The following is a 16,944-nucleotide window of genomic DNA, read 5'->3' as shown; positions in this document are numbered from 1 at the left end:
TCGTCGGGGCCGCAGCCTTATCGGAGATATCGACATGACTTCCTCTGCTTTCCCGGCCCGCACTTCGGGGCGCCGGTTCCACTTTCTCTTTAATCGTGCCTGGCAGGCGCTTTGGGTCCTGCCGCTGCCTGCCTGGCTGCTGCTGTTCTTTGCAGTGCCGCTTGGCTTGCTGGTGGCGATTTCATTCTGGTCCGTGGTGAACTACCGGCTGACGCCGGACGCCACGCTGTCGGCCTGGCGTTATGTTCTAGGCCTCGATTTCCTCTGGGCCAGTTTCTGGCGCAGCTACGGGCTGTCGATGGCCAGTGCGGTTGCGATTTCGCTGCTGGCCTTTCCGGCCTCCTACGCGATGGCCTTTGTCGCAGCCCCGCGCCAGCGGCTGATCCTGCTGGGGTTTGCGATTGCGCCGTTTTTCACAAGCTATCTCGTCCGCATCTATTCCTGGCAGGTCTTCCTGACAGAGGGCGGCGTGATCTCCTCCGTTGTTCAGGCGTTGGGTGGCAAGGGGGAAAGCCTTCTCAACACCTATTTCGCGCTGTTTCTCGGCCATGCAACGCTGGCGCTGCCGGTGGTCCTGATCCTGCAGACCATCGCCCTTGCCAATGTGGACCGGACCGGGATTTCGGCTGCCGCCAACCTTGGCGCCCGTCCCGGAGCCATCCTGTTCCGCATCATCCTGCCCGCAGCCCGGCCCGGGCTGACGCTGGGGCTGCTGTTTGCCTTCCTGCTGTCCTATGCCGAGTTCGTCAGCGCCTCCTATCTGGGCGGCGGCACCTTCCAAACCCTGCCGATTCTCGTGACGGACCTTGTTCGGGCCGGTCAGCAATGGCCGCGCGCCGCCGTGGTGTCGCTGCTGATGATCGCCAGCCTGCTGGTCACCGCCTTTGTAACCGTCCTCTGGGCCTACCGCGAGAAAGGATAAGACATGCCTCCGCATCTGAAACACGCCTTGCCAAAAGCCTTCTGGATTGCCGGACTCGCATTGGTTTTCCTGCTGCTCTACGCACCGATCCTGTCGGCGGTCCTGTTTTCCTTCAGCGCCGACCGCTTCCCAAGCCTCAGCATGTCGGGGTTCAGCACCAAGTGGTACGCGCAGGTCCTGACCGACCGCGCCATGCTAGAGGCCCTCAGCAACAGCCTGACGGTTGCCGGGATCACCGCGTTGATTGCCACAGCCCTGGGATTTGCCGCAGCCTATGCGGACTATCGGTTTCGGTTCGTGGGCCAGAAGGCCGTGCTGGCGCTGGCCTTGCTGCCGCCGACGGTGCCGCTGGTCATCCTGGGTCTGGCGATGCTGGCTTTCTTCTCCCGCATCGGCATTGCCGGCACGCTTGCCGCCGTAGTTGCCGCGCATGTCGTAATCGCCGCGCCCTTTGCGATGGCGGTCTGCCGTCTGCGGTTGGCGCAACTGGATGAGACGCTGGAAACCGCAGCCCAGAACCTCGGTGCCCTGCCGCATTCCGCGCTCGCCCGCATCGTGCTGCCGCATACGTTGCCGGCCATCCTTGCTGCCTTCCTGATCACCTTTGCCGTGTCATTCGACGAGTATGTGATCTCCTGGTTCACGGGTGGCTTGAACCAGACCATTCCCGTTGCGGTTCTGACCACGCTTCAGGGCCAGGTCGACCCGACCATCCACGTCATCGGCACATTGAGTTTTTCCGTCACCCTGACGCTGGTTCTGATCGCGCTTGCCGTGGTCCTGCGCCAGAGCGGCGGCGCCATGTCCAAGGAGGAGACATCATGACCAACACACATCTGAAACTGGCGGGGCTTGCCAAGTCCTATGGTAACTTCATCGCCGTCGAAGAGTTTTCGCTGGATATTGCGCAAGGGGAGTTCATCGCAATCATGGGGCCGTCCGGCTGTGGCAAGACCACGAGCCTGCGCATGCTTGCCGGTCTTGAAACCGCAGACCGGGGTGAGATCATCCTTGCGGGCAACCGGATCGACCAACTGCCGGTCTGGGAGCGGGAAACCCCCATGGTCTGGCAAAGCCTCGCGCTGTTCCCCTTCATGACCGTGCGGGAAAACGTCGAGTTCGGACTAAAGATGCGCGGCGTTGCCGGGGCAGAGCGCCGCCGCCGTGCCGACGACTGGCTGGAACGGTTGGGCATTTCCACCTACGCAGACCGCAATGTCGCGCGTCTGTCAGGCGGTCAGCGCCAGCGCGTTGCCCTCGCCCGCAGCCTGGTGTTGGAACCCAAAGTGCTGCTCTTGGACGAGCCGCTTTCGGCACTGGACGCCCATATGGCAATTAAGATGCAGGGCGAACTGAAGAAGCTCCAGCGCGAGCTCGGCATCACCTTTGTCTATGTCACCCACAGCCATTCAGAGGCCTTTTCGCTCGCCGATCGGGTTGTCATCATGAACGCCGGCAGGGTGGAGCAAATTGGCAGCCCGCAGGACATCTTTCTGCGGCCCCGCAGCAAATTTGTTGCGCAGTTTGTCGGCGGGATCAGCCTGCTGGAAGGAAAGGTTTCGGGCAGGGAGGACAGCAAACGCTTCCTGGACACACGCGACGGCAAAGTCCGGCTTTCCGACAGCAGCGGGCTGGCCGAAGGCGCCGCCGCAGATCTGGCTGTACGGGCGGACAGGATCTCCGTGACGGTTGCGCCGGGCTGGGGCGAAAACGAAATCGCCTGCACGCTGATCTCTGAGGAATTTGCCGGGGCCGTCGTCAATTTGCACCTGGAAACCGCATCTGGCCACAGCCTTGTGGCGCAGCTTCAGCAGCGCGATCTCGAGCAGTTGGACGCCAGCATCGGCACGCGGGTCTATGCGTCCTGGCACTCCGACGACGGCTTTCTTCTGGAGAGTGCGCGACAATCGGGGCCGGGTCCCAAGGTGAGGGCTGCATGAGGTCTGTTCTCGACAATACCGTGGAGGCTCTGCGTCGAGCCGGGCGGGAAGGGGAGGTTTTTCTGTCCCTGTTGCCGGACCGTGCCCGCGCGCAAGCGCGTCAAAGCGATGATCGCACCGAAAGATTGGGTCCCCTGGATGGGAGCACGGTCTCTTGGAAGGATATGATCGCGATCAAGGGCGTCACCACGCGTGCAGGCTCATCGCACTGGCGTGCGGAGGCGCCCGCGGCTGCGGATGCAGAGGTCGTAGATCGGGCCAGCAAAGCCGGTTTGGTCAGCATCGGTGTCACCAATCAATCCGAGCTGGCGTTCTCTGGCATTGGCTACAATCCGCATCACGGCACTCCGCTCCTCGACGGGCGGGTACCGGGGGGTTCGTCCTCCGGGGCTGCGGCCTCTGTCGCGCGCGGGATCACCCGCCTGGCGGTCGGCACCGATACTGCAGGCTCCTGCCGGGTGCCTGCGGCGTTTCAGGGCGTGGTGGGCTTTCGGCCCACGCGCGGACGGTATCCGATGAGCGGCGTGCTGCCACTCGCGCCCAGCTATGACACGGTTGGCAGCTTTGCTCGTTCGGTTGCCGATATCATCGAGCTGGATGCCGTTCTGTCCGGCGATGCAGCCAGCCCGGACGCGGTCTGCCGCCTTTCGGTTGCCATCGACATGCTCGACGGGGGCGGTGTTGCCGCGCCGGTCTCTCAGCGCTGCAAGGAGGCGGTGACAGCTCTCGAACAGGCGGGCGTCCTGATGGAGCACATCAGACAGTCGCCTTTGGATGAGGCGCTGGCACTGATCCGCGCGGGCGGCTGGCCGGGCGCCATTGAGGCGGTCGAAACCTACGGGCACCTGCTCGAAACCGAGAACGCTCATCACCTTGACCCCTTTGTCGCGGCGCGGCTGCGTGCGTCGGCCTGTCTGGACCCGGACAAGATCGCGCGCGTCAGACAGGGCGCCAGAGCGTTGCGCGAAACCGTCCGGGCCTCCGATACCATTTACCTCCTGCCGACGGTTGCCATCGAAGCCCCGCACCTGGCGCCGCTGCTGGAAGATCCCGAAACCTTTGCCGCAGCAAATACTGCGGCTCTACGCCTGACCATGCCAGCGAGCCTGCTGGATTTGCCCGCCATTTCTCTGCCAGCCGGGAAAACGGACGCGGGGGCTTGGGTGGGATTGCAGTTGGTCGGTCCGCCAGACAGTGACCGCACCCTGCTTGCCACTGCGGCAATGGTCGAAACGCTGCTGATGCAAAAGGAAACCCTGACATGATCCGTAACCCGATAAAATGGCCAAACGGTGCCCGCTGTGCCTGTGCGATCACGTTTGACGTGGATGCCGACAGCCTGATCCACATCGTGCGTCCAGAGGACGGGCACCGTCGCCTCTACCCGATCAGCATGGGCCGCTATGGTCCGAATTCCGGTGTGCCGCGTATTCTTGAAACCTACCAGCGGCTGGGGCTCAAACAGTCCTTTTTCATGCCCGGCTGGGTGATGGAGCAATACCCCGAGACGGTCGAGGCAATTCTCGCCGGCGGGCATGAGATCGGTCACCACGGGTATCTGCACGAAGACCCTGCCGAACAGAGCGCCGAGGAACAGACCTATTGGTTCGAGCGCGCGCTTGAGGTTCACCGGCGGATGACCGGCAGCACCCCGCGCGGTTATCGCGCCCCGGTCTACAATGTCACCCCCGAGGTGCTGTCGCTCGCGGTGAAACACGGGCTGACCTATGAAAGCTCGATGATGGCGGACGATCTGCCCTATCGGATCGACACCGCATCCGGGTCTCTCTATGAGCTGCCGGTGCATTGGGGCAGCGATGACTGGCCGCCTTTCGCGCATTTCGACGAGATCGGCTACAAGATGCCGGTGATGTCGCCGCGCCGCGGGCTGGAGGCCTCCTTTGAGGAGTTTGAGGCGCAATACGAGGCTGGCGGGCTCTGGATCGGGATATGGCACCCTTTCCTGACCGGGCGGCTGGCCCGCTGGCGGGTGGTGGAGCGGTGGCTCGAAGAGGTGCTGTCGCGAGGCGATGTCTGGTTCGCACCGCTGGAAGAGATCGCCGCCTACGCCGCAAGCCAGGAGGCCGAAGGGGCCTGGCAGCCGCATCGTGAACCCGCAGCCCCCTACCCACATCCCGTCCTGATGGAGAAATAATGATGGATACCCTCAATACACCCTTTGATGCCGCACAGCCCGACGGTGAAAACCCGAGCGCACATCAGACGCTTGCAGAGGATGGCCGACTCAGCCCCAACACCACCTACACCATTCCCGCCCGTCAGGGTCGGGCGATGCGCGTGAAAAAGGGGGAGATGCTGTCGGTTATCAACCGCGACGGCAGCCAGATCGGCGATTTCTGGGCCTTTGCCGAAGGTGACTGCAACGAATATCTGTCGATGGAGCACCTGCGCCCGACGCTGCAGCGTGTCTCGCCGCGCCCCGGCGACGCGCTGGTGACCAACCGGCGGCGCCCTATCCTGACACTGGTTGAGGACACCTCGCCCGGCGTTCATGACACGCTTGTCGCGTCCTGCGATATTCACCGGTATGCCCAACTTGGACATCACGGTTATCACGACAATTGCACCGACAACCTGCGCATGGCGCTGGGGGCAATCGGCATGCGTCCGGCATCAGTGCCTTGCCCGCTGAACCTCTGGATGAACACGCCTGTCGTCGAAGGTGGCGCGATGGAGTGGCGGCCCCCTGTCTCGACCAAAGGGGATCGTGTGCTGTTCCGCGCTGAAATGGACGCTGTGGTGGTGATTTCCTGCTGCCCGATGGACCTTCTGCCGATCAATGGTGAAGATGCTGAGCCAAGCGCGCTGGAGGTCCTGCTACACCGGGAGCCCGAATGAACCTGACTGCAAAACGAATTGGTGGCGCAGATTTCGATCCGCGCCACCTAGCTTTTCAGTTTCAAAGGTTTGTTTCAGGCCGCTTGGGCCGCCCCACCGGCCAGTTTCACGGCCAGGTTACTGGTGCGGGCCTCTGCAGATTCAACCGACGCCTCGTGACGCGCGTCTTTGAATTCCTGATATTCGATAGCGATCGTCTCGATATCCGCCTGCGCCACGCCGAAGTAATGCGCACAAGCCGCCAGAGCCGGGTCAAGCGCGTTGAGATGGGCCCGCACACCACCTGGGGCAAAGCCGAATTCGCCACGCGACGATAGCACCACCAGCCGTTTTCCCGACAGGATCGGCTCGATCGGCGTGTCGCCGCGGGCAAGGTCAAAGGAAAAGGTCCGACCGATCCGCGCGATGTGGTCGATCCAGCCTTTCAGGGCGGTCGGCATTCCGTAGTTGTACATCGGCGCGCCCAGGACGATGATATCCGCCGCGATCACCTCATCGACCAATTCGTCGGACAGCGCCAGACGCTCGTTCATCCACGGCTCACGTTCGTCGGAGGGGGTAAAGGCTGCATGGATGAATTTATGGTCGATCGCAGGAATCGGGTTCATGCCGACATCCCGGGTGATCACTTTCGTGTCCGGTGCCTGAGCCAGAAAGTTCTGAGTGAACAGCCCGGTCAGATGACGTGTGAGGGAGCGTTCTTCAAGCTGGGCGCTTGCATCGATTCGCAACAGAGTGGGCATGGGCAATCTCCTGAGTTTATGCATTGCGCATTGTGCCTACCAAGCGGCCAACTCTCTGGCGAAGGCGAATTTTTCATGGTCAGGATGAATGAAATTCACCCTGGCTCCACCCCGAACGGAAAGGATTGAACCGATGCGGCGCCTGCCTCCGCTCCACGCGCTACGTGTTTTTGAAGCCGCCGCCCGGCATTTGCATTTCGCCCGAGCCGCGGCCGAGCTTCACCTGACGCCAACCGCGATCATTGTTCTGGATGTCGAACATTGCAAAGCCGTCAGCTGTCAAACAAGCTCTGCTCCCCAGTGAAAGTCGCTGCGGTGCTGATCGTTCAAAGGAGTTTGCACCTCTCACCCAGAATGTTCGGAGGCGATCCCCCTGTACCAACTGTTTTCTTCGTGCCATCTTCTTCTTGCAAGGAGCTCCTTATGTATCTGTTTGCGAACACTTTTCTATCACTGGAATGTTTCGCTGAGATTTAGAGAACCCTGAAGGTAAAGATATGCCTCCAGTCGATCACAAGTAGGAGTTTTGTGTTCGTAGAGGAATTGACCGCTTGTAAAAGCGACTTTGAAAAGGCCGGTTTGCGGCCATTCTCCGCGAGTGCGAAATCTCATGGGGCGATCAGGTGAAGCTGACATGCAGGCGACCATCAAAGTTCGGTTTTTTTGCGCCGCCTACAGGCTGTTTCGAGCCTTTGTTGCTTGCTGCCGCACCGAGCGCGGTCGACCGCTCTCGCCCTTACACACTACCGAAAGTCTTGCAAATACCAGCGCACTGAATTATCCCCGCAGCATGTTCATGGAGATTTTATGACCCGATAATGCGGGGAGGCAAAGCGCCCTCCCGAAGCAGAGCTAACAAAAACCCAACGCCGCCGCGTTACGGCTGCGAATGAATAGCTTTGCCTAATCTGGTCAATTCGAATTTATGGCGCGGGCCTAGCCCGTCCTCCGAACATGAAAGATCCCAAGAATGAAACGGGACTATTCCAAATTCTTGCCGCCTGCGGGTTCGAGCGAGATCCCAAAACGCGAGACTTCTCCTTTGGAAAGGCTTGGCTGGAAACCCTTCTTTAGCCAACAAACCGACGTTGACGCGGCCGCTGATGCACCGCCTGTTCGCGTTGTTGAAGTTCACAGAACCGGCCTGCGGGTGCTGGGTGAAAATCTTGATACCCTCATCCCGCCGGGGCCGGATGCGACGGTTGGCGACTGGCTGCTCTATGATCCGCAAAAGCCATCCAATAGTAAGGTTCTGGAACGCAGGAGCGTCTTTGAGCGTCGTGCGCCGGGCTCCGACCGCAAACGGCAACTGATTGCTGCCAACGTGGATACGGTCTTTATCGTGTCGTCCTGCAACAAGGACTTCAACATCGCGCGGCTTGAGCGCTATGTGGCGTTGGCGTTCGAGGCAGAGGTGACGCCGGTGATTTTGCTGACCAAGGCAGACCTTTGCGACGATCCGCATGCCTACGTGAAAGCGGCAAGCACTATCTCAAACCGCGTTCTGGTCGAAGTGCTCAATGCCTTGAGTGAAGACCCGATTGCCAAGTTGGCGCCATGGTGCAAGTCGGGTCAAACGGTTGCCTTTCTGGGGTCATCTGGTGTCGGGAAATCGACACTGGTCAATGCTCTGCTTCAAGAAGGTGTCGCCGATACGGCTGCCATTCGCGAAGATGACAGCAAGGGGCGCCACACAACGACGCGGCGGCAATTGCACTTCACGCCCAATGGCTGCGCGGTGCTGGACACACCCGGCATGAGAGAGCTTCAACTTACCGATGTTGAGGCTGGCATTGCAGATGTGTTTGCTGACATCGTTGCATTGGCGCGCCGCTGTCGTTTCAGTGATTGCAGACATGAAACCGAACCCGGTTGTGCCATCCAAGGTGCATTGGAGCGCAGCGAGATTGATCCTGACCGGCTAGCACGATGGAACAAGCTGGCAGCCGAGGAACGCTTTAACGCTTCTACGTTGGCCGAACGCAAAACAGTCGATAAATCACTTCGCAAAATGATTAACGCGATCCAGCGGAAGAACAGGAAATAAGACAATGATGCGTGAATACAAAACTGAAGATACCGATGCCTTGATCTCAATCTGGGATACCGCAGAACCACTCGCGCACCCCTTCCTGTCCGATGAAGTCAGAAAGCAGGTGCGCGAAGATACGCGAAATATCTATCTGCCAAATGCCGAAACATGGGTTTTGGAAATCGATGGCGCTCCGGCGGGATTTATCGCCATGATCGGCACGGAAATCGGGGGCTTGTTCCTTGACCCCTCTGAACAAGGCAAAGGCAGGGGGCGTCATATGGTAGACCATATCGTTGCCATCAAAGGACCGCTGACAGTCGAGGTTTTCAAAGACAACAAGATTGGTTTGCCGTTCTACGAGCGATATGGCTTTGTTATAACTGGCGAAGGCGTGTTTGACGCCAGCGGCGACGAAACCTTCAAGATGGCTATGCCCACTTCGTAACAAATTGTGGGAGGCGCGGATTTTCAGTGCCTCCCATCATCGGAGCTCGCCGCAAGGAAACCTGACCTGTTGTTGACCCGACGTGATTAGTCGAAAAAGCCTCGGTATAGCGACGGCCAAGTCGCCGTCTGGCAAGAAGGAAGACCAATGATCACTCTGCCCCTTGTTTGGCTTGTAAGCGCTCTGACGACAATCGCAGCGTTTGCATTGGCGCAGGATACCCGCATGCCTGTTCAAGCGCGTCTTTTCTTGTGCGTCTTTCTTCTGACCTTGGCGAGCATCGGCCTGCTGCTCGGGCTCCGACTTTCCTTTGACGCGCCTTGGGCCGCTCGGCTTCAGCCGTTGGTGGCTGTGATGGTCGCGCCATCGGCCTATCTCGGCTTCTCGGCTCTGACCCAGGACTTGGGGACACAATGGCGCAAGTCGCTTCCGTTGAATGTGGTGCCGGTCGCCTTCGCGCAGTTGGCGATACTGGTAAACCTGCCGATCTCGGCGGACATATTTGTCCTCGCGATCAACAGCATTTACCTTGTTCTGATCGCCCGCCTGCTGCGCTGCCAGGCCGATGACTTCGTCCATGTCGCGCCGCACGCGTTGAGAATCGTGCGCTCCGCGATCAAGGCCACCCTTGTTCTGCTTGGCATGATGGTGGCGACGGATCTTTCGATCGTGGCCGCCAGCCTGTTCGCGGGCGATGCCTATATCCTGACGTTTCTGACCGGGGTGTCAGGTGTCTTCACGGTCTTCGTCTTTGTTGTTGCTCTTGTCGGCGCACCGATGTTGCTTCAGGTCAAAAAGGGCGATGCAACCAAAGTCGAGCGACCGACCGACAACGATAGCGCGACACAGGCGGCGCTTGATGCGCTCATGAATAACACGCACCTCTACGCGGACAGCAACCTGACCCTTTCGCGGGTCGCGCGGCGGTTGTCCGTACCTGTGCGGGATGTCTCTAACGCCATAAACAGAACGACGGGAGAGAATTTTTCTCGCTATATCAACGGCTTTCGCATCCGTCATGCGCAACGCGCCCTGCGTGACACCGAGCTTTCAATCACGGAAGTCATGTTTGAAGCGGGATTTGTCAGCAAATCGAGTTTCAATACCGAATTTCGCCGGGTGACCGGGCAAACTCCGTCACAATTTCGCGCCGCAACGGCGATCAACTGATGGACACAGATAAAGCGCCATGACCGCCGTGCTTATGTCCGGAAGGCTCGCGACCGAGGGCAGCCCGATCGAGGGCGCAAACACTCTGTCGAGCACAACGAAAACCGCGCCCGTGCCGAAGCCGACAAGCGCTGCGAGGGCCAATCCCGCCACCTGCATCAAAGGCGGCGGGTCGCCCCGTAAACGCGCGGCTACCCAGGACCGAAGTTCAACACGTTCACCAAGGGCCACGCCTGCTCCGACCCCAGCGACCAGAAGGATAAATGGCTGCACGACGATCTGCGCACGCAAAACGTGGTCAGACACATCGCCGGGACCGTCATCTTCTAGTCACGAGCCCTGACCCCGAAGCTCAGAGCACGCGGTCCTGCTTGTCGTTGCGCCGAATATGTCGGCTACGATGGAGTTTCCCGGATTGAGAACGAACCCATGACTTTCACTCAATCCTGTCTGAATGATGATGTCCGCCTCAGGGTCATTCAGCTGGGCGCTGATGCGGTACATATCGCTGACCACGTCATCGCCAGAAGCCAGCGCACCGGCAACCCGCTGAGATCGGAGGATCAGGCGAATTGGAAGGGTTTCGTTGGTGGAGATGCCTTCGCCTCCGAAATCGCCCGCCACGAAACGTATGGGGACGCTTAGGCAATCGTGGCTATCATCGCTCTTCAAAAATGCGGTGCCGCGTCCCGTGACCCCCCTCAGCTGTAACAGCGTCGCCACGCGAGGCGCATCAATGTAGGCAACCCCATAGGCCCCGGCGGGTATTTGTTGCCCTGCCTCCGTCTGAACGGCGGCGCTCATGGGCCAGTTGGTATGCTGATCTGCCTCTTGGGCGCTTGCTTCGAGCGAGTTGAGAAGCAGCGCGACCGGGGCGGTCAGGAGAAAAGTGAAAGTTTGGCGGATCGACATGACTGGTGTCCTTTTGTGCATGGCTGGTTGAGCTGCGCACTTGGCAGCAACGCCTTGCACATGACGGATGGCGCCGGGTAAATAGACCGAAATTGCGATTCAGAACGTTCGGAATCGCAATTTCGAACGTCTTCATAAAATCATCGATTTCCACTTTGTTCCGCACTGTTGCGTTCGAGCAAACGAAATTGCTGCGCGGCGCACGAAAGGCAGCAATGCGAAAGCTGCGCCGCGGCGTAAGGACAATTGGCCAACGGCAGGTCAGGGCCGGGTGCTACACCGCGCCATGATTGACCAGGCGCTTGGCCCCGCTGCGTCGCCGCAAGGCAGCTTTGAGCCCAAATTGACATAATTCTCTGATTGCGAAAGGCGGAGGTTCAAACCCTGGAAAAAGCTTGCAAGAGATCGAGGCGCTGAATTAGATGCGCACAGATCGGAGAGCATTGAAGTCACAAGCGTCCGCCCTGGTGGCTGGGCAAATCGAGGGACACCGTTAGGTGAAATGGAAGTCAAAGGAAATTTTTTTTGCTGGATAAACTTCGCTTCAAGGGGCCACAGATGATTGCATCATCGTTGTTCTTTACGTTTGTTTTTTATGTTGGAAGCAGGATGTCTCATGGCGAAAACATGGGCGGCAACCGAGGCATCATGCGGTGGATGGCCGAGGCATTGAATTTTTTGTCCGACACATTCGGTGCCATGCAAGCTGGCTACACCATCATGGCGATAGCTCTTTTTGGAGGTGTTTTCGCCGTTGCGTGGATCTGGCGTGATCCGCACTTTTGATGCTAGCAGAAGCATGGGTCTTGGGGGGATCCGTTACTTCAGGATAGTCCCCGGCATACTTTTCTTCCTCGTGAACAAAGCGGCGCGGCCTGCGTTGTAGTGCAGCCTTGTCCGCTCAGCCGCCCTTGGCCGTCGGAGGTTGCTGCGCGACGCACGAACGACCGGTTCGGTGAAGCTGCGCCGCGGCGTGGCCATCCAGTCCCAAGGTCAGCAAGGGGCCGTTCGCTTCGATCGACGCCATGGGTGGATTGCGGGCATTCGCTGCTGGCTCGAGAATTATCCAATTCCCAAGCGAAGGGGACATTGGATGTCTGATCCGGTTAAGACGTTTTGAACAATTGGTCATAGGAAAAGACAGCCAGAGGCCCCGCCAGCGCCGGTGACTGCGGGGCCTCTGGTGCAAGGCTAGTTTTAACTGTTACGCACAACTGTATTCGTCAACGTACCTATGCCCTCGACCGTGAGTTCCACAACATCACCGTCTGCCAGAAATTCGAACCGCTCCAGCCCGCAACCGTCATCGACAGTGCCACCGCCAATGATTTCGCCCGCGTGCAAGGTTTCGGCATTCGAGATGAAGGCGATCATGTCTTCGAACCCGTGCAGCATCTCGCCCAGACGGCTGTCAGTGACCGTGCGCCCGTTGATCTTGGCCACGCAGCGCAGGTTTCGGTAATCCGCAATCTCGTCCGTGGTCACGATCCACGGGCCAAACACGTTGCCAGCGTCGAAACTTTTACCTTTGGCGGGGCCAAGCATGCCTTGCATCTCGCGCAATTGCGTATCGCGGGCCGAAAAATCGTTAAAAATGGTGAACCCGAAGATATGCCCAAGCACATCATCAGCCGCAATGTCACGCCCGCCCTTGCCGATGACGACGGCGACCTCCAATTCATAATCCATATAGCTAGAATAGTCCGGCCAGACGATCGTGTCGCCATCACCAGCGACGCTAAAACGGTTGGTGATGTAGAAAATTGGTTGTGCTTTGTAGATATCGGGCACCGAACCTTCTGCATGACCGGGATCAGGCTCGCCTGCTATTGCGGCCGCAAGTCGGCGCATGCCGACCGGAGCATGTGCGATGTGACGTGGCGCGGTGGATGCGTCGCGGATCTGCGGCGGGCATGGCAAAGGTGCCAACAGCCGCACATCAGTCAGGGGCACCGAAACTCCCGCCACATCCAGCGCTTCATGCGCGGCGGCGAGACCCTCCTGCCCGGCATCAATCAGCGACTGCATGTTCGCCAAGGCAGCCGTGCCGGTGGCGGTGAGATCGATCAGGTCTGTTCCGGACGCCGTCAGCACCCCAAGGCGCGGACCCTGCCCGCTATCGAATGTTGCAAGTTTCATCGCATATTACTCCTTAATCCCTGATGATCGCGACAGGGCGGCACCAGCCAGCCGAGGCGCCTTTAATCTTGACCGGAAAGCACTGCACCTCGAACCCCGTCGCAGGCAGGGTTTCGAGATTGGCAAGCTTCTCCATGTGGCAATAGGCGCGGTCCATGCTAGCGCGGTGCCCTTCCCAGATCAGGGAGGCATCGCCGGTTTCCGCGACTTTTTTTGCTGTATGCACGAAGGGCGCGTCCCAACTCCATGCATCGGTGCCGCATACGCGCATACCACGCGCGGTCATCCAGTTTGTCGCTTCGCGCCCGATGCCACAGCCGCTAGGGACATAAGCGGGTGTGCCGTAATGGGCAGCAGCGCCGGTGTTGACCAGAACGATGTCGCCCGCTTGCAAGCTGTGGCCGATCCGGTCGAATTCTGCCTCGACCTCTTGGGCCGTGACAACATGGCCATCAGGCATCGACCGGAAGTCCAGCTTGACGCCGCGCCCGATACACCAGTCAAGTGGCACCTCGTCGATGGTGATGGCGCGCTTGCCGCCGTCCATCGTGGAGTGATAATGGTAAGGCGCATCAAGATGAGTGCCATTGTGGGTCGAAAGCGTCACCTGTTCGACTGCCCAGCCTTCGCCCCCCGGTAAGCCGTCTCGACCGACACCGGGAAAGAATGAAAGCACCTGATCAGCGGTTTCATCATGGGCAAAATATGTAATTATGGGCGCCAACCCCGGCGGGTCAGCGTATTCGGTGTTTTCCAGAGGTCGGGCTAGATCAATCAGTTGCATTTCGTATCCTTGTTCAACGGCCCAGGAGGCCGGTCGCAATTTGTGGGATGAAGACCAGCGCGACTAGGGTCAGCGCCATAATGAGGGCGAAGGGGGCTGCGCCGCGGAAGACTTCGCCGAGGGTGATGCCGGTATCTTTGAGCGTGGCGTGAACCACAAAGACAGACAGACCCAGCGGTGGCGTCAGCAGGCCCACTTCAACGGCGAGCACGGTAATCAGGCCGAAATGCACGATGTCGATGCCCATTTGCTGGGTCACGGGAAAGGCCAGAGGTACTGTAACCAACATGATGGACGAGCTGTCCAACACCGTGCCCAGCACCACCAGAAGCCCCGCAAACAACAGCAAGAACCCGGTCGGTCCGATGCCGGAATTTATTGCCATTTCAGTAATCGACGCGGGCAAACCGGAATAGGCCAGCATCCGACTGTAGATGGATGCCCCGATAATCAGAAAGCACACAGCTGCCGTAATATGGCCGGTCTGCACCGCAATCCGCCATCCCGCAGTCGTTCCGATCCGTCGCATGGCGAAGCCGATGGCCAGTGCCGCAGCGGCGCCCACGGCCCCGGCTTCGGTTGGTGTGAAAAAGCCCATGTAGATTCCGGCCAGAACCAGCGTGGCCAGACCGAACACCGGCAGAATGGCCCAAGCAGGCGTGCGCTGTGTCTCTTCGGAGGCCTTGATTCCGTCGAACAGGTGCGGGCGTAAGATGCCGAGCCCACTAAGATATACGATATAGGCAAACGCCAGCAGAACTCCTGGACCGATGCCACCGATGAACAGATCGCCGATGGACGAATCCGTCAGGACCGCAAACAGGATCAACAGAAGCGACGGCGGAATAAGCATGCCCAGCACCGATGACCCCGCCACGACACCCACCGCGATGCTGCGGTTGGTGCCTGCGCGCACCATTTCCGGCACGGCAATCTTGGAAAACACGGCAGCCGAAGCAATTGAAATTCCGGTGATGGCCGCAAACACGGCATTCGACAACACGGTCGCCACCCCCAGCCCGCCACGCCAGCGCCGCAACCCGCGCGAGATAACGGCAAAGGTGTCACGTCCCATGCCGCTTTCCGATACGGCCAGCCCCATCAGAACAAACAGCGGAACAACACCGAATGTATAATCTGCAATGCTGTCTGTTGCGGCAAGTGCCACAAAGTTCATGGCCAGCGACAGCTTGCCCGTGATGGCCCAGACGCCGAAAAGAGACACTCCCGCCAAGGCGATGGCAACATGAATACCTGCGTAAATGGCAAGCGCAATCGCACCCAGCGACAGATAGCCCACGATAATCGGGTCCATGTCTAAATGCCCCGCTTTTCATTCAATGTTGCAAGGGCCGTCAGTAAAAATGACAGTGCCAGCAGTGCGGAACCCAGGACGATCAGCGACAGAAAGGGCCAGACCGGCAGCGTGAAATGCCCCTGCACGCCTTCCATTTCGCCGCGTTCATAGGCGCGTACTGCCTTTGGCCAGACCGCCCATGCGAGCGTCGCGGCAAAAGCTGCACCGCAAAGCTGTGCGACGAGGTCCATCACAAGACCTGCTGCGGGCCAGCGACGGCGCACCATGCCCAATACTCCGTCAGAGCGTATCATCTCGCCTTTGCGGTGGGTGTGGGCGATTTGCAGGAAAACAATGCCGACGATCGAATATTTCACCATCTCGGGCACCCCCGCGATTGGGCGGCCCAGTGTTTCGCGCCCAAGGATGTCGCAGACGATCAGAACCATCAAACCTAGTATCCACATGGTAGCGACCACATTGGCTGTGCCCATGACCGCGTCCGCAGTTCGGACAAGACGCCCGCGCGCCTTATCCCTTGATGTCGTGTCGTGTGTCATTCAACAGACCAGTCACGCGGCAGCGAAACGCCCGCAGCCTTGAGGTGGTCGATATAGGTCGTCAGAACCTCTGTGCCGGGTAGTCCCTTGCTGTCGAGATCCTTCGCCCAATCCTTAGCGATATTCGGTAGCGCGTCTGCCCACGCAACGCGCTGGCCTTCGGACAGCTCGCTGATCTCGGCTCCGCCCTTTTCCATTGCCTTGAATGCACCGGCCACACGGGTTTCCAACCCCAAGCGATAGTCTGCCGCAAACACATCGGCGCTGTCGCGCAAGGCCGCCTGCACCACCGGATCCTGTTCGTCAAACCAGCTTTTCTGCGCAACGATGCCGCCAGCAAACTGCGCACCGAAATGCACGCGCGTCACGTAGGGTGCAACCTCGTGCAATTTGGCGGCCGCTGCCGCCGTTGGGAACACGATCACCCCCTCTGCAACACCGGACTGGATGTCGTTGTAATAGGTCGTAAGGTTTCCCGAAACTCCTACTGCACCTGTATCCTTTAGCCAGTTCACCGCTGGTCCGGGCGCGTTGATTTTGCGCCCCTGAAGGTCATCCAGACTTGTGACGGGAAAGGTTGTCATCAGCAGATAGTCTTCCAGCCCGAAACCGCCGCCAAGATACTCAAGGTCAAGATCCTCCCACAGCTTACGCATTGCGGGGATTTCATCGTGCATACCGTCAACAGTGGACAGAACCAGGTCAACGTCGGGCGAACCGAAAGGCGTGACATAGGTGACGTTTTGCAGGCTCAACAACGATGGCTCGAACAGGGAGGACACTATGCCGACCTGCGCCAGGCCGTCTTCCATCGCTTCACGCTCACCTCCAACCTTGGCCAGGGTGCCGCCATAGGCTTCGGTCCAATTAACGGAGAAATCGGTGCCTTCCAGAGCAGCATCCACTGCCGGAATATAAGATTCCGACAGGGTGTTCACCCACAAGAACACCGGCGGATGCCCGGCCACCGCCGTCACGTCCAGTTCTTCGGCGTGCAGCGCAGGGGCCAGCGAAATGGCGACAGCCAGCGAAGTGCTGGCCAGAATCGTATTCAGTCTCATCAAAGTTTCCTCCCAGTTGCGCCGGAGCCTCTCCTCCGGCATTCTGCCCTCAGGACAAACTATCTGAACGTCCGTAT

General features: G+C 59.4%; 18 protein-coding genes. 11 read left to right on the top strand and 7 right to left on the bottom strand.

Annotated features, from left to right (window positions below):
- The first annotated feature begins 34 nt into the window (after window positions 1-34).
- The 6 genes from ARCT_RS0117790 to ARCT_RS0117765 are packed head-to-tail and all read left to right on the top strand — an operon-like array spanning window position 35 to window position 5,721.
- The gene (locus ARCT_RS0117790) at window positions 35-922 is read left to right on the top strand and encodes an ABC transporter permease (protein WP_027241276.1); all 888 of its coding nucleotides are present in this window, start codon (window positions 35-37) and stop codon (window positions 920-922) included.
- A gap of 3 nt (window positions 923-925) precedes the next feature.
- Window positions 926-1,747 (top strand): ABC transporter permease, encoded by an 822-nt coding sequence (locus tag ARCT_RS0117785; protein WP_036785109.1) that lies wholly within the window; start codon window positions 926-928, stop codon window positions 1,745-1,747.
- Entirely contained in the window at window positions 1,744-2,862 is a 1,119-nt protein-coding gene (locus ARCT_RS0117780) for an ABC transporter ATP-binding protein (RefSeq protein ID WP_027241274.1), read from the top strand. Before ARCT_RS0117785 ends, ARCT_RS0117780 begins: the two co-directional genes overlap by 4 nt.
- The gene (locus ARCT_RS0117775; protein WP_036785106.1) at window positions 2,859-4,127 is read left to right on the top strand and encodes an amidase family protein; all 1,269 of its coding nucleotides are present in this window, start codon (window positions 2,859-2,861) and stop codon (window positions 4,125-4,127) included. Before ARCT_RS0117780 ends, ARCT_RS0117775 begins: the two co-directional genes overlap by 4 nt.
- A complete protein-coding gene (locus tag ARCT_RS0117770; protein ID WP_027241272.1) occupies window positions 4,124-5,017 on the top strand; it encodes a polysaccharide deacetylase family protein in 894 nt (297 codons plus the stop codon). The genes ARCT_RS0117775 and ARCT_RS0117770 overlap by 4 nt, the downstream gene beginning before the upstream one ends.
- Window positions 5,017-5,721, top strand: coding sequence for an urea carboxylase-associated family protein (locus ARCT_RS0117765; protein ID WP_322786436.1), 705 nt, complete (start codon window positions 5,017-5,019; stop codon window positions 5,719-5,721). Before ARCT_RS0117770 ends, ARCT_RS0117765 begins: the two co-directional genes overlap by 1 nt.
- A gap of 74 nt (window positions 5,722-5,795) precedes the next feature.
- Here the strand turns inward: ARCT_RS0117765 and ARCT_RS0117760 are convergent, their stop codons facing one another.
- The gene (locus ARCT_RS0117760) at window positions 5,796-6,464 is read right to left on the bottom strand and encodes an FMN-dependent NADH-azoreductase (RefSeq protein ID WP_027241270.1); all 669 of its coding nucleotides are present in this window, start codon (window positions 6,462-6,464) and stop codon (window positions 5,796-5,798) included.
- A gap of 88 nt (window positions 6,465-6,552) precedes the next feature.
- Between ARCT_RS0117760 and ARCT_RS28980 the strand changes: the two genes are divergently transcribed.
- From ARCT_RS28980 to ARCT_RS0117740, 4 genes are all read left to right on the top strand, one after another.
- Window positions 6,553-6,768, top strand: coding sequence for a LysR family transcriptional regulator (locus ARCT_RS28980; protein WP_379574750.1), 216 nt, complete (start codon window positions 6,553-6,555; stop codon window positions 6,766-6,768).
- Between the two features lie 666 nt (window positions 6,769-7,434).
- Window positions 7,435-8,511, top strand: coding sequence for a ribosome small subunit-dependent GTPase A (gene rsgA / locus ARCT_RS0117750; protein ID WP_027241269.1), 1,077 nt, complete (start codon window positions 7,435-7,437; stop codon window positions 8,509-8,511).
- 7 nt (window positions 8,512-8,518) lie between these two features.
- On the top strand, window positions 8,519-8,944 hold the full coding sequence (locus ARCT_RS0117745; protein ID WP_240476334.1) for a GNAT family N-acetyltransferase: 426 nt from the start codon (window positions 8,519-8,521) through the stop codon (window positions 8,942-8,944).
- A gap of 147 nt (window positions 8,945-9,091) precedes the next feature.
- Window positions 9,092-10,114, top strand: coding sequence for a helix-turn-helix domain-containing protein (locus ARCT_RS0117740; protein WP_051360861.1), 1,023 nt, complete (start codon window positions 9,092-9,094; stop codon window positions 10,112-10,114).
- A gap of 330 nt (window positions 10,115-10,444) precedes the next feature.
- Here ARCT_RS0117740 and ARCT_RS0117735 read toward each other — a convergent pair whose 3' ends face one another.
- A complete protein-coding gene (locus ARCT_RS0117735; protein WP_036785103.1) occupies window positions 10,445-11,026 on the bottom strand; it encodes a hypothetical protein in 582 nt (193 codons plus the stop codon).
- Between the two features lie 525 nt (window positions 11,027-11,551).
- Here ARCT_RS0117735 and ARCT_RS0117730 point away from each other — a divergent pair.
- Window positions 11,552-11,812 (top strand): hypothetical protein, encoded by a 261-nt coding sequence (locus tag ARCT_RS0117730; protein WP_051360859.1) that lies wholly within the window; start codon window positions 11,552-11,554, stop codon window positions 11,810-11,812.
- Between the two features lie 411 nt (window positions 11,813-12,223).
- Here ARCT_RS0117730 and ARCT_RS0117725 read toward each other — a convergent pair whose 3' ends face one another.
- From ARCT_RS0117725 to ARCT_RS0117705, 5 genes are read right to left on the bottom strand one after another with little or no spacing between them, the layout of a single operon-like run.
- Window positions 12,224-13,165, bottom strand: a complete 942-nt coding sequence (locus ARCT_RS0117725) for a fumarylacetoacetate hydrolase family protein (RefSeq protein WP_027241264.1) — start codon at window positions 13,163-13,165, stop codon at window positions 12,224-12,226.
- A gap of 13 nt (window positions 13,166-13,178) precedes the next feature.
- Window positions 13,179-13,949 (bottom strand): cyclase family protein, encoded by a 771-nt coding sequence (locus ARCT_RS0117720; protein ID WP_027241263.1) that lies wholly within the window; start codon window positions 13,947-13,949, stop codon window positions 13,179-13,181.
- 13 nt (window positions 13,950-13,962) lie between these two features.
- Entirely contained in the window at window positions 13,963-15,264 is a 1,302-nt protein-coding gene (locus ARCT_RS0117715) for a TRAP transporter large permease (protein WP_027241262.1), read from the bottom strand.
- 2 nt (window positions 15,265-15,266) lie between these two features.
- Window positions 15,267-15,806 carry a TRAP transporter small permease subunit gene (locus ARCT_RS26450; protein ID WP_084300897.1) on the bottom strand — a complete coding sequence of 180 codons (540 nt, stop codon included), beginning with the start codon at window positions 15,804-15,806 and terminating at the stop codon, window positions 15,267-15,269.
- Window positions 15,803-16,867 (bottom strand): C4-dicarboxylate TRAP transporter substrate-binding protein, encoded by a 1,065-nt coding sequence (locus ARCT_RS0117705; protein WP_027241261.1) that lies wholly within the window; start codon window positions 16,865-16,867, stop codon window positions 15,803-15,805. Before ARCT_RS0117705 ends, ARCT_RS26450 begins: the two co-directional genes overlap by 4 nt.
- Window positions 16,868-16,944: the final 77 nt, after the last annotated feature.

It is taken from the genome of Pseudophaeobacter arcticus DSM 23566, from assembly GCF_000473205.1.
Classification (GTDB): domain Bacteria; phylum Pseudomonadota; class Alphaproteobacteria; order Rhodobacterales; family Rhodobacteraceae; genus Pseudophaeobacter; species Pseudophaeobacter arcticus.
This window is presented reverse-complemented; position numbering and strand designations above follow the sequence as displayed.